We start from the raw sequence: 15680 nt of genomic DNA, 5'->3' as shown, positions 1-15680 counted from the left end.
AAAATACGATTAAGTATATTCTTCCCTACTTAATCGTATTAAACAATTCAATTATAGTCCATTTATCTGCTTAATTTAAATACTCATTCACGATTTTTACATATTTGCCAATCGTGGCGGTTGATAGCCCGTAGCGTTCGGCAACCTCCTGCTGGGATACCTTTTCACTGCGCAGTTTGTGCCACATATATTCTACCGCTCCCGCCCAGGCCCGTTTATTTTTCAAGGAAATGTTAGCCTTGGAAACTTCGACGTACAGCGAGAACCACATTAAGTACAAACCAGATTCAATTGTGCCAATTGGCTGATGATTTTCATAAAAAAGCTCGGCAATTTCCTGTGCATCAGAGGTCACAGATGGTTTTCCCGATCTGATTAACGAAATATATTCTTTTTCAAGTCCGGTGAATTTTTGATTTTGAAATAGCCGCTTCGAGGTAATGATTTCCTCTTTTTTGCTTGAAATAGTGGTTAGGAATAGGGCAAATAAGCGCTCTTCGACATAGTCACTTTCAAGCTTTTGAAAAATAGAGCCTGATTGGTCTTCTAATCCGTTTACTTTTGCTGGCGACTTTTCGGTATTCCATGGTTCCATGCCTTCTTTATCAGGATTAATCGCAAGCATCTTCTTCCAGATGTTTTTTGCGAAATTTTCATGGCCGGTGAAATAGGCTGAATAGGAAAGCCAGTAATAATACGGACCATCGCCATCAAAGCCATTTTTATATAACTTTTTCAACCATAAATAGGCAGGCTCATACTCCCCGACCAACGCAAAACTGGTACCAAGCTTAAATTGATGCTCACTAAGGAGCGGCTGAATTTTTTTCAATGATTGCAGCATGGTTGTGACATGCTTTGTTTGCCCCTGATAATGGGCAAATACAAGTTTATTACAGAGGGCATGCAGATTCCCAGGATTGCGCTCGAGCACATCCTGTAAGATAGATTCCGCTTTTTCCGTTTTGCCTAAATAAAAATAGGCTAGCGCTAAGTTATTGTAAGCCGACCAGTATTCCGGATATTCCTTGACGACATCTTTTAACAGCTCAATAGCCTTTGGAAAATAGCCTGACTCTAGAAGCTCACGAGCCTGTTCCTGTTTGAAAATCAAATCATCCTGCTCCAGAAACAGCTCATCCTCAAGATCCTCTGATTCAAATGTAAGCAGTTCAATTAGTTCCTCTGTATCTTCTGAAAAATCACCATCCGGTTCTAATTGTAAATAGAGCTTTGCATGGTGATAAGCATCTTTAAAAAATCCTATATGGGCATAATTATTCGCTAAAAAGTAATGGCACTCAATCATTTCAGAGTCTAGTTCTTCAAGGATTTGATGCAAGAGCCGGTTGGAATTTTCAAACTCGCCAAGTTCTGTTGACACAATGGCCAGCTGGCATGTAATCATCGGTTCACCAGGCTCGAGCTGCATCGCCCGTCCAAGATATTTTTTTGCTTTGATAAAATCACGTCGATGGTATGCCTTTAAACCCTTCGTGAAATAATATTCGCCCGTAGGAATAAATGAAAGTAATTTTCCCTTTTGAATTCTTGCTTTTGCGTCTTTTCCCATGAAGTCCTCCACATTTTTCAATATAACTTATGTAGTATACCATATTTTGCGGTTGTTCGAGAAGGGATTTGAGGAGTTCTTGTGGGTCTTGGGTAGTTTTTTGTAGGTTTCAGATAGTTATATTGTAGGTTTCAGGTAGTTTTTTTGGGTTTGGCTGTTTTTTTAGGGGTTTTGGCTATTTTTCCAGGGGTTTTGGCTACTTTTTTAGGGGTTTTGGCTGTTTTTCAAGGAGTTTTGGCTGTTTAGACATTATATGGAAAATCCGAAAAAAGAAAGACCGCGATTATGAACGGCCTTTGTGTCTTTCCTCTAGTGTTCGCAAAACCTCTTTGAATGGAAGGCCTTGTTCCACCAACAATACCTGGAGGTGATAAAGCAAATCGGCGGCCTCCCACCTAAGCTCCTCGTGGTCGCGATTCTTGGCTGCAATAATCACCTCAGCGGCTTCTTCGCCGACTTTTTTCAAAATCTTATCGACACCTTTTTCAAAAAGATAGGTGGTGTAGGCACCCTCTGGACGCTCCCGTTCACGTTCCAAGATTACTTTTTCAAGCGATTGTAAGATCTGATAATCCCCTAGGCCCGTTGACCGCTCTGAAAAACAACTAACCGAACCAGTGTGGCAGGCGGGGCCTTTGGGAGTAACCATTACGAGTATCGCATCCTGATCGCAATCGTAGTTGATGCTGACAACTGTCTGCGTGTTCCCGCTCGTCGCACCCTTATGCCACAGCTCCTGACGCGAGCGGCTGAAAAACCATGTTTCTCCTGTTTCAATTGTCTTCGCCAGCGATTCCTCGTTCATATAAGCGAGCGTTAACACTTCTTTCGTACCGGCATCCTGAATGATTCCCGGGATAAGCCCTTTTTCATCAAATTTAACATTCATCGGACCGTCACTCCTTTTTCGCACAAATAGCTTTTTACCTCACGAACCGAGGTTTCCTTATAATGAAAAATCGAGGCTGCAAGGGCAGCGTCCGCTTTGCCTTCCAAAAATGCTTCTTCAAAATGTGCCGCATTCCCTGCCCCGCCTGAAGCAATAACTGGAATGGGAACTGCCTCACTAACTGCTTTCGTCAAGGCAAGATCAAAGCCATTTTTCTCGCCGTCACTATCCATGCTGGTTAATAAAATTTCTCCCGCACCAAGCTTGGCAGCTTCCACCGCCCATTCCACTACTTTTTTATCAGTAGGTTTTCGACCTCCATGTGTGAAAACACGCCATGTTCCGAGCCCTGCGTCGAATTTTGCATCAATCGCAACTACGATACATTGGGACCCGAAATAACGGGCACCCTCGCTAATTAAAGCGGGGTTCAATACAGCAGCTGTGTTAAGTGACACTTTATCAGCCCCGGCGCGGAGGAGTTTTTTCATATCCTCAAGGGAATTGATCCCTCCTCCAACCGTAAACGGAATTGCCAGTTCGGAGGCAACAGCCTTAACGACCTCGACCATTGTCTTCCGGCCTTCAACTGAAGCCGAAATATCGAGGAAAACTAACTCATCTGCACCTTGCTCATCGTAAAAGCGCGCAAGTTCAACAGGGTCACCAGCATCACGTAGCTGCACAAATTGAATCCCTTTAACTACTCTTCCCTCCTTGACATCGAGGCAGGGAATAATTCGTTTTGTCAAGACCATGATTTCACCTCTTCTAATGCTGCTTTCAATGTAAACCGATTCTCATAAAGTGCTTTTCCGACAATCGCTCCGTTTACAATTTTTACTTCAGCTAAAGCCTGCAAATCTACGAGACTGCTGACCCCGCCTGAAGCAATAACATTTTTTCCGGTGACTTTAGCCATTTCACAAACAGCAGGAATATTCGGACCTAAGAGCGTCCCATCTGTCGCAATATCGGTAAAAATAAAGTGTTCAGCTCCCGCATCGGCAAAGCGTTTACCAAGTTCGATGGCCTTTAGTTCTGATGTTTCCAGCCAGCCATGTGTGGCGACATAGCCATTTTTTGCATCAATTCCGACAGCAATTTGCCCACGATATTTTTTAATCATTTCAATTGCGAACTCTGGCTTTGAAACAGCTATACTCCCGATAATCACTCGATCAACACCCTTTTCAAGGTAGTGAAGGATATCTTCCTCAGAGCGAATGCCGCCGCCAATTTGAATTTTCACACCGTTCAGCGTTTGGGCGGCCTCAATCACAAAGCGGTCATTGACACGCTTGCCATCTTTTGCGCCGTCAAGGTCGACCATGTGAATCCACTCTGCCCCTTCAGCGGCAAAGCTTTGGGCCATATCGAAAGGTGAATCCCCGTATATCGTCTCCTGATCATAATCCCCTTGAAGGAGGCGGACACAGTTGCCGCCTCGCATATCAATGGCCGGATAAATCGTCATGCTCATCGTCGAACCGCCTTCCTTTCCTCCACCATTTTTAAAAAATTACCTAGCAGGGCCATCCCGAGCCTGCTGCTTTTTTCAGGATGAAATTGCATCCCTAGAATATTATCCCTGCCAACTACTGCTGAAACCTGTTCATTGTAGACTGTTTTGGCAAGGAGGACATCCGAGTTTTCTGCATTAACATAATAAGAATGCACGAAATAGACATAATCCTCAGTGAGATTTTTCAAGAGGGGGGATTCTTTAACAAATTCTAATCGGTTCCAGCCCATATGTGGAACTTTATAGGGCTTGCCATTGCGGGATTTTCCTGGGAAACGGCGGACACCTCCCTGTAATAGCCCCAACCCTTCCGTCAGGCCGTTTTCTTCACTATTTTCAAAGAGCAGCTGCATGCCGAGGCAGATACCGAGCAGCGGTTTACCTGATGCCGCAAATTCCTTTATGGTATCTGCGGGGAGCCGTTCCATCGCATCTCGGAATGAGCCTACTCCGGGGATAATCAACGCATCTGCCTGAAGCAATTCACTCTTATCAGCGGAAATAAAATAGTTGGCAGAGAGTCGTTCCAATGCCTTGCTTACGCTGAAAAGATTTCCCATGCCGTAATCAACAATACCGATCATGTTAATGCCACCTTTTTTGATTGTTTGGTGGTGCCTGACACCGTTTGGATGATTTTCCCTATTGGTGCCAGTCACCACCTAGATGATTTCCCCTATTGGTGCCTACACCGTGAATTTATAACATCCCTTTTGTAGATGGGACGCCTTTGATACGAGGGTCAATTGTGGTTGCTTCGTCAAGAGCCCGACCAAGTGCTTTAAAGATTGCCTCAATTATATGGTGTGTATTTTTTCCGTAGTGGACAATCACATGAAGATTCATTCGGGCCTCGAGTGCCAGCTTCCAGAGAAATTCGTGGACGAGTTCGGTATCAAAGGTTCCTACCTTCTGCCCAGGAAACTCGGCACGCATTTCGAGATGCGGACGATTGCTGAGGTCGACGACTACCTGGGCCAAGGCCTCATCCATCGGTACAAACGCATTCCCGTAACGCTTAATGCCACGCTTGTCACCGAGTGCTTTTTGTAATGCCTGCCCTAAGCATATGCCAATATCCTCTGTTGTATGGTGATCATCAATCTCAGTATCACCTTCGGCATCGACTGTCAGGTCGAACTGTCCATGTTTCGCGAACAAATCAAGCATATGGCTAAGGAAAGGAACGCCTGTTTCAAGATTGGAATGGCCCTCCCCGTCAATTGCTAACGATAGCTGAATTTTCGTTTCATTTGTTTGCCGTTCAATACTTGCGATCCTTTCCATAAGGAACCTCCTTGAAATGAAATACTATTAATCGTTTTTAAGTCTTATTTCCACTGCCCTAGCGTGTGCCTCAAGCCCTTCCATTCGGGCAAAGGCGGCGATTTTAGCGCCATTCTCCTTTAACGCCCTTTCACTGTAAATGATCACGCTTGATTTCTTCTGAAAATCGTCGACATTAAGCGGGCTGGAAAAACGGGCGGTGCCGTTAGTCGGAAGCACATGGTTCGGCCCCGCAAAATAATCACCGACGGGTTCTGAGCTGTATCGGCCGATAAAGATTGCCCCAGCGTGATGAATTTTTCCAAGAAGATCCAGCGCATTTTCCGTGATTACTTCGAGATGTTCTGGCGCTAACTGATTAATCGTATTAACCGCTTCATCGATGTCTGCTGTTACATAGATTGCCCCGTAATCGGCAATCGAACGGGCGGCAATTTCCTGACGCGGCAGCATGGTAAGCTGCTTTTCGACTTCCGCTGCTACCTCTTCAGCCAACCCCATTGAAGGAGTAACTAGAACACTGCAGGCCCGAGGGTCGTGTTCTGCCTGGGATAATAGATCAGCAGCAACCTCATCTGCCCTTGCCGTTTCATCTGCTAAAATCGCAATCTCACTAGGACCGGCAATCATATCGATATCGACATCGCCAAATACCTCACGTTTCGCCAGCGCCACAAAGATATTTCCCGGGCCAGTAATTTTATCAACTGAAGCAATCGACTCGGTACCGTAAGCAAGCGCGGCAATCGCCTGTGCACCGCCAACTTTATAGATTTCTTCAACCCCGGCTTCCTTAGCAGCGACAAGGACTGCGGCAGGTACAACGCCATTTTCATTTGGCGGTGACACCATCACAATGCGTTTGACACCGGCCACTTTCGCTGGAATCACATTCATCAGCACCGAAGATGGATAGGCCGCCGTCCCTCCTGGCACATACACTCCTACCGAATCAAGCGGAGTTATTTTTTGCCCTAGAATGGTTCCATTTTCTTCGGTTGTCATCCATGAAGGCCGGAGCTGCTTTTCATGGAAGCTGCGAATATTTGCTGCCGCTTCCTGAATGATGGAAATAAAATGCTGATCGACTTTTTGGTAAGCTTCCTCAATTTCTTTGGTAGTTACGGAAAAAGTAGTTAGGTTGACCCTGTCGAATCTCTCCGTATACACGTGTAACGCCTCATCACCCTGTGTTCGTACATCAGAGATTATTGTTTTAACAATCGCTTGCTGCTCGGTAGTGCCCGTATCAATGGAGCGTTTGATCGTTACCTCGTCAGATATTTTTACTATTTTCATCTTCAGAACCCCCTTCGGCAACCACTTCATGCAGCCTTGTTACCAGTTCGTCAATCCGGGCATCTTTCATCCGGTAGCTGACTGGATTGACAATCAGCCTCGATGTTACGTCAACAATTCGTTCATATTCGACCAGCCCGTTTTCCTTTAATGTCCGGCCAGATGAGACGATATCAACAATCCGGTCGGATAATCCAATTAATGGGGCAAGTTCGATTGAACCGTTTAATTGGATTATTTCGACCTGTTCCCCTTGCGCACGAAAATAGGCTTCCGCCACATTCGGATATTTAGTGGCGACTCTTGGGGCAACCTCATTCATCTGTGTATTCGGAAGCCCGGCAACTGCTAGATAGCAGGGGCTGATTTTGAGATCAAGAAGTTCATAGACATCGCGTTCCTCCTCAAGAAGAACGTCCTTTCCGGCAATTCCGACATCAGCAACGCCATGCTCGACATATGTAGCCACATCCATCGGTTTTGCTAAAATAAATCGCAGCCCTTCCGCAGCCGTTTCGATTATCAACTTTCGTGAATCATCAAAATCCGACGGCAGCTTGTAACCCGCTCTTCTTAATAATTCAACAGCTTCTTCAAAAATTCTTCCCTTTGGCATCGCAATTGTTAAGATGCTATTCATCGCTGTTTCCTCCGATTAAAAAGCTCGTTTCGGCAAACCTTTTTGTAAAAGCATCAAGATTTTTTACACCGGTAATGTCTTGAAGTATCGTCGTTTTGCCTTGATTGTGCATCTTTTCAGCCAGTTGAAAGGCAACCCTTCGCCGCTCTCCGCTGAACAAAATGCAGTGAGCACGATTTTCGAGCTGGACGCCTCCCATCGCTTCGAGAAGCATATCAAGTCGTACCGCAAACCCGGTCGCCGTTGCTTTTTTTCCAAATTTCTCAATTAAACTATAGCGGCCGCCATTTCCGATGGGGAAGCCGACATTCCCGGCGTATGCTTCAAATAAAATGCCTGAATAATAGCTCATATGGCTGACAATCGAAAGGTCGAATTTAACCATTTCTTCGATACCATAATCCTTGATGACATCCCACAGCTCTTGCAGCTCGATGATGGCTTGCTTGCCTTTGCCGTTTTCAATAATGTCGAGAGCTTTGCCGATGACTTCTTCACCACCCCTTAGTTGAAGGAGCTGGAGAAGCCTTTGCTTATCAATGGATGATAGTTGCAAGGAGTTTACATGTTCGCGGTAGCCGACATAATTTTTTTCATATAAAAATTTCCGTAAGGCTGTCGCCCGTCCGTTCGTTCCGAGGATTTGCATAAACAATTCCTGGGCAAATCCTACATGGCCAATCGAGACTTGGAATTGCGGCAGACCGACTTTTTTTAAGGAAGAAATCAATAAGGCAATCGTCTCGCCATCGCAGGAGACGGTATCTTCGTTCAAACATTCAACCCCAATTTGCTCGAACTCGGCAGGCCGGCCACCCTCGCGCTGCTGAGCACGGAAAACATTGGCGGAGTATGCCAATCTTACAGGAAGATCCTCGCTTAATAGTTTGGATGCCGCTACACGAGCGATTGGCGCTGTCATATCAGGTCTGAGTACAAGAGTATTACCCTCTTTGTCAAGCAATTTAAACAGCTGTTGGTCAGCAATCGCAGATGCCGCTCCGACAGTTTCGTAGTATTCAAGTGTTGGTGTTTCGATAAATTGATAGCCCCAGAGTTTCATTGTTTCCGCTATTACTGACCGAATCTGGTGCTTTTTTTCATATAACTCCGGCAGCGTATCGCGCATTCCCAAAGGCTTTTCAAACATAAACAAGCGACTCATTTGGTTCACCCTTTTCATATGCTTTAGTCTGCTAAATTGGTAGTGGATTAAAGTTAATAATTAGTAGTTTACTCTCTAGATATGTTTTCGTCAATGGAAAAATCTTTTTGGGTGGCGTGAGAGTAGTAGTTGAGGAGCATTTATGCAGGTAATGGGGGTTATTTCGCCAAGTTTGTCCGTTATTTCGCCAAACTATTGAGTTATCTCGCCAAGTTTTACTTTTATTTCGCCAATCGAGGCAGGAATCTCGCCAAACCGGACGGTTATTTCGCCAAATACCTTACACAGTGAATAAAGCTTCAAATAGCTCATTAAAAAAGCCCGATTCACTATCGTGAACCAGGCTTCATACTTACTTATTTATTTTTACCACCATAAATCACATCATCGGCCCAGCGCGCGGCTAGTTCTTCCTTTGTGTAAATCACCCGCATTGGGTTACCGCCGACGAATGCCCCCGCGGGGACATCTTTGTGGACGAGGGTTCCGGCTGAGACGATGGCCCCATCACCAATGGTCACACCGGGTAGAATCGTTGAATTGGCGCCGATCATGACTTCGCTGCCAATCGAAACCGGCCCCAACCGGTATTCTTTTATCAAATACTCATGCGCCAGGATGGTCGTGTTATAGCCGATAACTGTGTTGCGGCCGACGCTGATTTTCTCTGGGAACATCACATCGAGCATCACCATCAGCGCAAAGGAGGTTTGCTCGCCGACCTTAACTCCCAGAAACACACGGTAAAGCCAATTCTTCATCCCTAAAAAGGGCGTGTAGCGGGCAAGCTGAATGACAATAAAATTTCTGACAACCTTCCAAAAAGGCACGGTCTTATAAACGTGCCATAAGGAATTCGCGCCTTCAACGGGGTAGCGGGTCGTATTCCTCATAACTCACTCTCCGAGGATTTTTAATAAATCCGTCATGTGTTCTAGGATGTAATCTGGTTCATATTTGGCGATATATTCTCTGCCTTTAATCGACCATGCGACACCTGCCGTCAATGTGCCGGCATTTTTTCCTGCTAAAATATCATGGTAATTATCGCCGACCATCAGTGACTCCTCTGGTGTGGACTTTAACTGCTCAAGCGCATTGAAAAGCGGTTCCGGATCAGGCTTTACCTTTGTCACATGATCTAGCGCGACAACCACTTCAAAATAGCGATCAAGATTCATGAGGCGGAGCCCTTTCAAGGCCGTGTCATGACGTTTCGTCGTGACAATTCCGAGTTTGTACCCTTTTTCGAATAAAGTTTGAACTGTTTCCACTGCACCCTCAAATTCTTTCACTAAGGCATCGTGATTTGCGAGGTTAAATGTACGGTACTCCAGAACCATTTCCTCGACACGGTCAGGATCTACGGTACTAAATGCTTCGTGGAGGGTTGGACCCATAAACGGCAAAACATCCTCGCGCTTGTACTTGCTTGGATAATATTTTTCGAGCGTATGCAAATAGGTTGAAATAATTAATTCATTCGTATCAATTAACGTTCCATCTAAATCAAAGAGAATTGTCGTAATTTTGTTGTTCATATGCTGCATCCTTTCTTTTCACTAGACCTGAGCGCTTCCAAATCATTCCGACCACTAGGGTTAGCACAATCGCGACACCAAGCCGGATTAAAAACAGCGGCCAAACTGGGATTCCGAGCGGCAAGAAGATTAACGTATCCTCGACCACCGCATGGCAGGCCATTAGAAAAATAAACGCCAGCGTGATATCCTTTTTACTGACACCATCTTCTTTTACGGCTTGAATCATGACACCTGCACCATATGCTAAGCCGAATAATAAACCGGCAGCCATCGTCGTCGAGGTATTCTCCTTCATGCCAAGCGTTTTCGTGACGGGCGACATCATTTTTGAAAACTTAGATAACCATTGTAAGTCTTTTAAAATTTGGATGACCACCATAAGCGGGATGACAATCATCGCTAACTGAAAAATGCCGAGCCCTGCTTTTTGAACCGCTTCTAGTAAAATGGCAGCGATGCCGTCGGCCTGTTCCGTACTCGGCTGAATTAGCCCATACTTTGCGGTCTCTCCGCCCCCATGCCAAACAAGATTAATCACGGCGGCAGACAGAAGGGCAAGCCCGGGCCTTGTCACCAGGACGACCCACAGCTTGACGCCTGCTTTCATGGCAACGCTGGATTCTATGAATAAATTATGTGAAAACGAAAGCATTACGGCTAGAATAAATACTTCTTTTACCGAAAAATCGAACGTCAAGATGGCGCCGATGCCCGCATACAGGTTCAGGAAATTCCCGAGCACGAGCGGAATCGCGGCATCCCCTGATAATCCCAACAGCTTCATGAGCGGGGAAATCGCATTCATTACCCATGGCAGAACTGGCGTATACTGCAGCACTGCGACAATCAGGGTAACTGGAAAAATAACTTTCCCTAACGTCCATGTTGTCTTGAAGCCAACCAGTAACCCCTTTTTCATTGAGCTTAGCAGCATTCCCAAACTCCCCCCCATTCACTACAAATTCACTTGATTAAAGTACCGGGCCTTGTTGCATTCGCAACACTACCATCCCCAAAAAATATACCTACACATTCGCTTGATCTAAGTACCGGGCTTCCGCTATTTTCTTTTGACGTCGATATAGGATAATCGCTATCGCTCCAACAATCAATGCTATCGAAATTGTTTGCGCCATCCGCAGGCTGCCAAGCATTAAACTATCTGTCCGTAAACCTTCGACGAAATAGCGGCCGATGGAATACCAAATCACATAAGAAAGAAATAGCTCGCCGCGGCGGAAATTCACACGCCGGAGAACAATTAATAAGAAAAAGCCGGCAAAGTCCCAAAGAGATTCATATAAGAACGTTGGGTGATAATACACCCCTTCGATATTCATTTGGTTGATAATAAAATCCGGCAAATGCAGGCTTTGGAGAAAACTAAGACTTACTTCATGGCCATGTGCTTCCTGGTTCATGAAATTGCCCCAGCGGCCAATCGCCTGGCCAAGAATAATACTTGGGGCCGCAATGTCGGCAATTTTCCAAAAAGAAATTCCTCGTTTTTTGGCAAATACAACTGCCGTAATCACGGAACCTATCAACGCGCCGTGAATGGCAATCCCGCCCGTCCAAATCTGCGGGATGTCAATTGGATGTTTGACATAATACTTCCATTCAAAAATTACATAATAAATCCGGGCTGATATAATCGCAATCGGAATTGCCCAAAGCATCAAATCAGCAAATAAGTCCTTCGGAAGTCCCCGGCGATTACCTTCTCTAATCGCAAGGAACAGGGCGAGTGCTAAACCTGAACCAATAATAATTCCGTACCAATGCACCGGAATCGGCCCAAGCTTAAAGGCAATCGGGTTAAGCGGTTCAATTATTTCGTTCATCTCTCTTTCTCCTTTTTCCCTTAAATATCTTCCTGTTCCCCTTCATCAATCACATCGGATAGTCGTTCCGTAAATTGCTGCGCCGCATTCACGCCCATTCGTTTTAAACGGAAATTCATCGCTGCTACTTCAATAATAACAGCGAGGTTTCGTCCTGGCCGAACGGGAACTGTCAGCTTTGTAACGTAGGTGTCAATAATCTTCACTTTTTCTTCATCCAAACCCAGGCGGTCGTACTGTTTTTTGGAATCCCAAATTTCTAAATCCATGATGAGCGTGATGCGCTTATTGCTACGGACTGCTCCGGCACCGAACAGCGTCATGACATTGATAATACCCAAACCGCGGATTTCCAATAAATGTTCGATTAACCCTGGTGACGTACCAACGAGGGTATCTTGATCTTCCTGACGAATTTCTACACAATCATCGGCCACAAGCCGGTGCCCGCGCTTAACTAGCTCCAGCGCTGTTTCGCTTTTTCCGACGCCGCTTTTTCCAGTAATCAGCACGCCTATTCCATACACATCCACTAATACACCGTGGACCGCCGTCGTTGGCGCAAGCTGACTTTCTAAAAAATTCGTTAACCGGCTTGAAAACCGCGTCGTTTTCATGCTTGTCCTAAGGACAGGGACCGATTCACGTTCCGATGCTTCAATTAACTCCACTGGAACGTCAATATCCCGGGTGATAATAATCGCTGGGGTAATGTCGGTGCATAAGCGTTCCATTCTTGAAATTCGTTCGCTTTCAGGAAGCTCTTCGAAAAAGGATAGTTCTGTTTTCCCTAACAGCTGGATTCGCTCAGCTGGATAAAATTCAAAATATCCGGCAATTTCTATTCCCGGCCGTGAGATATCACTCGTGGGGATTGGGCGATTGATGCCCTCTTCACCACTGACCAATTCAAGCTGAAATTTTTCCAATATATCTTTGGTGCGTACTTTTGGCAAGAAGCTTCCTCCTCAACACGGACTAATTTTTTTCACTATCTCTTATTTTAGCATTTTTTGAAAAAGAACCAAATGGAAGTTATTCGAAAAAGCAAATAAATAAGTGCGCACCACTTGGCAGCAGTGCGCACTCACTTAATTAATGCTTTGATTTCCTAGAAGGTTCCAGAATCGTTTTCTGAATGACTAAGTTGACAAGCGACATCAGCACCGCAAAAAACAAGGCCATCCCAAAGCCGTGAATCTCGAAGGACGATCCCAGCAGCCAATCCGTCAGTTCAAGTGTGATGGCATTGATGACAAATAAAAACAATCCCATCGTTACTATCGTTACTGGCAGGGTAAACAAAATCAGGAGCGGGCGCACGAGCACATTTAAGATGGATAATAAAATGCTTGCCTGAAGTGCGGCCATAAACCCTGTTAAGTAAAAGCTTTCGTGAAAATAACCCGCAAGTGCCATAAACAAAACCGCATTAATCAAACATCCAATCAGCCATCTCATTTTCTCTAGTCCCCTAATTATTCTTCAAGTGATTTTTGAATTGAAATCGAGCCCGTTTTTGTATCAGCGTAGATTCTTACCATTTTATCAGGATGGTTGACCGATTGGAAGCGAAGCGATTTCTGAATCATTTCGCTTTTCTCCTCGAGGATTTGGACGCCGACAAGGTTCAAATTAAATCCGCCCAGATTGGTCTTAAACTCACCATTGATAGGCGCACCCTCAGGGACAAGCAAGTCAATGCCGCCCGTTGTTGCTTTTGCTTGAAGCAATTCTGCGCGATTCCCACTTAATTTGCAACTGATATTTCCGTTAAAGGACTGCGTTTCAACCCTTTTAAAATCACCATCAAGGTTAATTGCGCCGTTAATAGTCTCGGCCTCAATGTCATCGAATTGACTGCTGGTCATGTTGATTTTTCCGTTCGCTGTTTCAATCTCTGCTTTTTTTCCGTTCAACCGGTTGAGGCTGATTTTTCCATTCGCGGTTTTCACGCGCAGGTCATGGGCATCCATTTCTTCACCGGTAACGGCACCATTGAACATCCGAATGCGAACCCGCTCATATTGGGCTTTTGGTACAAGAATGATGGCTTCCACCTTCATCCATTTTTGCTGGGTCATAAATCGTAATTTCTGATTGTCGGCGGAAAAATTCACGTCTCTTAAAAAGTTTTGCCGCGCCTGATCCTGATTGTCGACTCGGTAAACCTTCGCCTGGCATTCAATTCTTACGTCCGGCTGATCCCAGGCCGCTATCTTAACGGAACCATTTGCTACATCAATGTCCAGATCCTTCAGATCGACGTCCGCTTGGTGAAAGATATGGGAAATATCAACGGATTGTCCAAAGTTCAAGTCAAAATCCAAGTCTTTTATTTTTTTCAAAGCACTGTCGACAAAGTCAAAAATCTTATCCTTTGTCGATTGGTATTTCGCCTGGAAAGGCTCTTCCTTTTTCGCCTCTTCAAATTGAACGGCCGTTGACAGCTCGTTCACAATTTGTTCTTGCTTCTCTTCCATCGTCTTCTGGGCTTTTTCCAGTTCTTCCAGCAATGTTAAGGCTTCGTCAACTGGCAGCTTACCTTCTTCCACCATTTTTAAAATACGTTTTCGTTCCTCTTTCATGGTCTCCACCTCAAATATAAAATTTTTCTCTCTTAAAGCTTATTCAGCTGTTAGGATCTTTACGCCTTTTACAACATTCCAAATGAGAACAATAATCCAAATCAGCATTAACACGACGATACTAATAATCGTAAAAGCAGGAACCTGATCGTGAAGGGAAGCAAAATCATGCCAGACAGCAGCAACAATCAGCGGTGTCGGAATCAATGGAATTAAATGCGATAACAGTGATTTCTTCGCATGTGTTTTTGTCACTTCATCCCTTGTTGCCAAGTAGACAACCAGCGGAAAAAGAAACCCTGCGAAAAAAATACTAAAATAACACAAACTTGAAAGCACCTTTCTTGTTTCCATTTCGTTCATCACCTCTATCCTATATTTACGAAAGGGAAAGCTGAAGGTTTCAGTTTTTTTAAAATTATAAATCAGCGCGGTAGGTCCGGTATTTATCTTCAAAAAACTTCTGCAAGCCATCGGCGAACAAATTAAAGGTGTAAATTGTTACAGCAATCGCGCCAATTACGGAAAACGGAATCCACTGATAGGAAAAAATATCTGCCGTAATTTTTTCAAACATCGTAGGCCATGCAAGGGAGGTATTAACAACTTCATAGGCCCCCCACTCATTCGTGATAAACGTATGGGTAACATAAACATGAACAATTCCCAGCTGTGCGAGCAGGAAGAGCACCCTGCCAATATCATTAACAATTAAAATTATCAGATGCGGAATCACGACAGGCATATAATAGTTTTTAAACAGCCTTAGCGGCGTCCCGCCAGCGACAATTCCAGCTTCAATATACGGCCGTTTCTTTGTTTCCTTCATATTTTGCAGGATAATCTCGGCCACCCTCCCCGTTTCAAGCATCGCAATCACAAGAATGACCCACAATCCTCTTTCCTTGGAAAAAAAGATCAACGGCAGTGTCACGAAAAAGGTCACAAAAAAGATCGGCGGCATAAAGGAAAACAGCTGCTGCCAGCCCTGCAGTATTTTTTCCAGCAGTTTCGAATAAAACCCGCCAACGGCTAACGGAATGGCCAATACGTAGCGGATGACAACGACAAGGATAACGGTGGTCAATGTTTCTTTCGCCCCCATAATGATCAGACTGAGAACATCGACACCTTTATGATTACTGCCTAGCGGGAAGCCTTCCCTCGGTGGAATCGGCGGCAGGATGAAGGCTCCTGTTTCGGTTTTGATCACACCATGTTGCTTTAATTGGTGATCGACAAACGGCAAAGACGGCCCGGCGAACACAACAATCAGTAAAACTAGTAAAAAGAGCGAACTAATCCACAGCTTCCAATTCTTCAATT

At 44.9% G+C, this 15680-nt stretch carries 18 protein-coding genes; all 18 read right to left on the bottom strand.

All coding sequences use genetic code 11. From position 1 onward, the window contains the following. Positions 1 to 70 precede the first annotated feature (70 nt). Positions 71 to 1573 carry a tetratricopeptide repeat protein gene (locus ACIQCO_RS04005; RefSeq protein WP_400426198.1) on the bottom strand — a complete coding sequence of 501 codons (1503 nt, stop codon included), beginning with the start codon at positions 1571 to 1573 and terminating at the stop codon, positions 71 to 73. Positions 1574 to 1856: 283 nt separating this feature from the next. Then, positions 1857 to 2462, bottom strand: a complete 606-nt coding sequence (gene hisIE / locus ACIQCO_RS04000) for a bifunctional phosphoribosyl-AMP cyclohydrolase/phosphoribosyl-ATP diphosphatase HisIE (RefSeq protein ID WP_400426196.1) — start codon at positions 2460 to 2462, stop codon at positions 1857 to 1859. After that, on the bottom strand, positions 2459 to 3220 hold the full coding sequence (gene hisF, locus ACIQCO_RS03995) for an imidazole glycerol phosphate synthase subunit HisF (RefSeq protein ID WP_400426194.1): 762 nt from the start codon (positions 3218 to 3220) through the stop codon (positions 2459 to 2461). The genes hisIE and hisF overlap by 4 nt, the downstream gene beginning before the upstream one ends. Beyond that, positions 3211 to 3945: a 1-(5-phosphoribosyl)-5-[(5-phosphoribosylamino)methylideneamino]imidazole-4-carboxamide isomerase gene (gene hisA, locus ACIQCO_RS03990; RefSeq protein ID WP_400426192.1), complete on the bottom strand. Its 735-nt coding sequence runs from the start codon at positions 3943 to 3945 to the stop codon at positions 3211 to 3213. The genes hisF and hisA overlap by 10 nt, the downstream gene beginning before the upstream one ends. After that, on the bottom strand, positions 3942 to 4571 hold the full coding sequence (gene hisH / locus ACIQCO_RS03985) for an imidazole glycerol phosphate synthase subunit HisH (protein WP_400426190.1): 630 nt from the start codon (positions 4569 to 4571) through the stop codon (positions 3942 to 3944). The genes hisA and hisH overlap by 4 nt, the downstream gene beginning before the upstream one ends. 115 nt (positions 4572 to 4686) lie before the next feature. Next, positions 4687 to 5274, bottom strand: a complete 588-nt coding sequence (hisB, locus tag ACIQCO_RS03980; protein WP_400426188.1) for an imidazoleglycerol-phosphate dehydratase HisB — start codon at positions 5272 to 5274, stop codon at positions 4687 to 4689. Positions 5275 to 5301: 27 nt separating this feature from the next. Beyond that, entirely contained in the window at positions 5302 to 6573 is a 1272-nt protein-coding gene (gene hisD, locus ACIQCO_RS03975; RefSeq protein ID WP_400426186.1) for a histidinol dehydrogenase, read from the bottom strand. Beyond that, positions 6551 to 7213, bottom strand: coding sequence for an ATP phosphoribosyltransferase (gene hisG, locus ACIQCO_RS03970; RefSeq protein WP_400426184.1), 663 nt, complete (start codon positions 7211 to 7213; stop codon positions 6551 to 6553). The genes hisD and hisG overlap by 23 nt, the downstream gene beginning before the upstream one ends. Further along, the gene (locus tag ACIQCO_RS03965) at positions 7206 to 8378 is read right to left on the bottom strand and encodes an ATP phosphoribosyltransferase regulatory subunit (protein WP_400426182.1); all 1173 of its coding nucleotides are present in this window, start codon (positions 8376 to 8378) and stop codon (positions 7206 to 7208) included. The genes hisG and ACIQCO_RS03965 overlap by 8 nt, the downstream gene beginning before the upstream one ends. A gap of 356 nt (positions 8379 to 8734) precedes the next feature. Beyond that, positions 8735 to 9271 carry an acyltransferase gene (locus ACIQCO_RS03960; protein WP_400426180.1) on the bottom strand — a complete coding sequence of 179 codons (537 nt, stop codon included), beginning with the start codon at positions 9269 to 9271 and terminating at the stop codon, positions 8735 to 8737. Positions 9272 to 9274: 3 nt separating this feature from the next. Continuing rightward, positions 9275 to 9919, bottom strand: a complete 645-nt coding sequence (gene ppaX, locus ACIQCO_RS03955) for a pyrophosphatase PpaX (RefSeq protein ID WP_400426178.1) — start codon at positions 9917 to 9919, stop codon at positions 9275 to 9277. Then, positions 9888 to 10856: a nucleoside recognition domain-containing protein gene (locus ACIQCO_RS03950; protein ID WP_400426176.1), complete on the bottom strand. Its 969-nt coding sequence runs from the start codon at positions 10854 to 10856 to the stop codon at positions 9888 to 9890. The genes ppaX and ACIQCO_RS03950 overlap by 32 nt, the downstream gene beginning before the upstream one ends. A gap of 91 nt (positions 10857 to 10947) precedes the next feature. After that, positions 10948 to 11766 carry a prolipoprotein diacylglyceryl transferase gene (gene lgt / locus ACIQCO_RS03945; protein WP_400426174.1) on the bottom strand — a complete coding sequence of 273 codons (819 nt, stop codon included), beginning with the start codon at positions 11764 to 11766 and terminating at the stop codon, positions 10948 to 10950. Positions 11767 to 11786: 20 nt separating this feature from the next. Then, positions 11787 to 12722, bottom strand: a complete 936-nt coding sequence (gene hprK / locus ACIQCO_RS03940) for an HPr(Ser) kinase/phosphatase (protein ID WP_400426172.1) — start codon at positions 12720 to 12722, stop codon at positions 11787 to 11789. 139 nt (positions 12723 to 12861) lie between these two features. Beyond that, complete coding sequence (locus ACIQCO_RS03935; RefSeq protein WP_400426169.1) at positions 12862 to 13227, bottom strand: phage holin family protein; 366 nt, start codon at positions 13225 to 13227, stop codon at positions 12862 to 12864. A 17-nt stretch (positions 13228 to 13244) separates the two neighbouring features. Continuing rightward, entirely contained in the window at positions 13245 to 14354 is a 1110-nt protein-coding gene (locus ACIQCO_RS03930; protein WP_400426167.1) for a DUF4097 family beta strand repeat-containing protein, read from the bottom strand. 39 nt (positions 14355 to 14393) lie between these two features. Beyond that, complete coding sequence (locus ACIQCO_RS03925; protein WP_400426165.1) at positions 14394 to 14708, bottom strand: magnetosome magnetite crystal formation protein family; 315 nt, start codon at positions 14706 to 14708, stop codon at positions 14394 to 14396. A 64-nt stretch (positions 14709 to 14772) separates the two neighbouring features. Then, complete coding sequence (locus ACIQCO_RS03920) at positions 14773 to 15678, bottom strand: ABC transporter permease subunit (RefSeq protein ID WP_400426163.1); 906 nt, start codon at positions 15676 to 15678, stop codon at positions 14773 to 14775. Positions 15679 to 15680: the final 2 nt, after the last annotated feature.

It is taken from the genome of Neobacillus sp. NPDC093127 (assembly GCF_044754175.1).
GTDB lineage: Bacteria > Bacillota > Bacilli > Bacillales > Cytobacillaceae > Neobacillus.
The sequence above is the reverse complement of the archived record's forward strand: the minus strand, read 5'-3'. Positions and strand labels throughout refer to the sequence as shown.

Coding starts and splice junctions, on each gene's coding strand:
- ACIQCO_RS04005 (WP_400426198.1), bottom strand. CDS start 1,573: ATGGGAAAAGACGCAAAAGCAAGAATTCAAAAGGGAAAATTACTTTCA.
- hisG (WP_400426184.1), bottom strand. CDS start 7,213: ATGAATAGCATCTTAACAATTGCGATGCCAAAGGGAAGAATTTTTGAA.
- ACIQCO_RS03960 (WP_400426180.1), bottom strand. CDS start 9,271: ATGAGGAATACGACCCGCTACCCCGTTGAAGGCGCGAATTCCTTATGG.
- hisH (WP_400426190.1), bottom strand. CDS start 4,571: ATGATCGGTATTGTTGATTACGGCATGGGAAATCTTTTCAGCGTAAGC.
- hisF (WP_400426194.1), bottom strand. CDS start 3,220: ATGGTCTTGACAAAACGAATTATTCCCTGCCTCGATGTCAAGGAGGGA.
- hisA (WP_400426192.1), bottom strand. CDS start 3,945: ATGAGCATGACGATTTATCCGGCCATTGATATGCGAGGCGGCAACTGT.
- ACIQCO_RS03925 (WP_400426165.1), bottom strand. CDS start 14,708: ATGGAAACAAGAAAGGTGCTTTCAAGTTTGTGTTATTTTAGTATTTTT.
- ACIQCO_RS03965 (WP_400426182.1), bottom strand. CDS start 8,378: ATGAGTCGCTTGTTTATGTTTGAAAAGCCTTTGGGAATGCGCGATACG.
- ACIQCO_RS03950 (WP_400426176.1), bottom strand. CDS start 10,856: ATGCTGCTAAGCTCAATGAAAAAGGGGTTACTGGTTGGCTTCAAGACA.
- hisIE (WP_400426196.1), bottom strand. CDS start 2,462: ATGAATGTTAAATTTGATGAAAAAGGGCTTATCCCGGGAATCATTCAG.
- hisD (WP_400426186.1), bottom strand. CDS start 6,573: ATGAAAATAGTAAAAATATCTGACGAGGTAACGATCAAACGCTCCATT.
- ppaX (WP_400426178.1), bottom strand. CDS start 9,919: ATGAACAACAAAATTACGACAATTCTCTTTGATTTAGATGGAACGTTA.
- hisB (WP_400426188.1), bottom strand. CDS start 5,274: ATGGAAAGGATCGCAAGTATTGAACGGCAAACAAATGAAACGAAAATT.
- lgt (WP_400426174.1), bottom strand. CDS start 11,766: ATGAACGAAATAATTGAACCGCTTAACCCGATTGCCTTTAAGCTTGGG.
- ACIQCO_RS03935 (WP_400426169.1), bottom strand. CDS start 13,227: ATGAGATGGCTGATTGGATGTTTGATTAATGCGGTTTTGTTTATGGCA.
- ACIQCO_RS03930 (WP_400426167.1), bottom strand. CDS start 14,354: ATGAAAGAGGAACGAAAACGTATTTTAAAAATGGTGGAAGAAGGTAAG.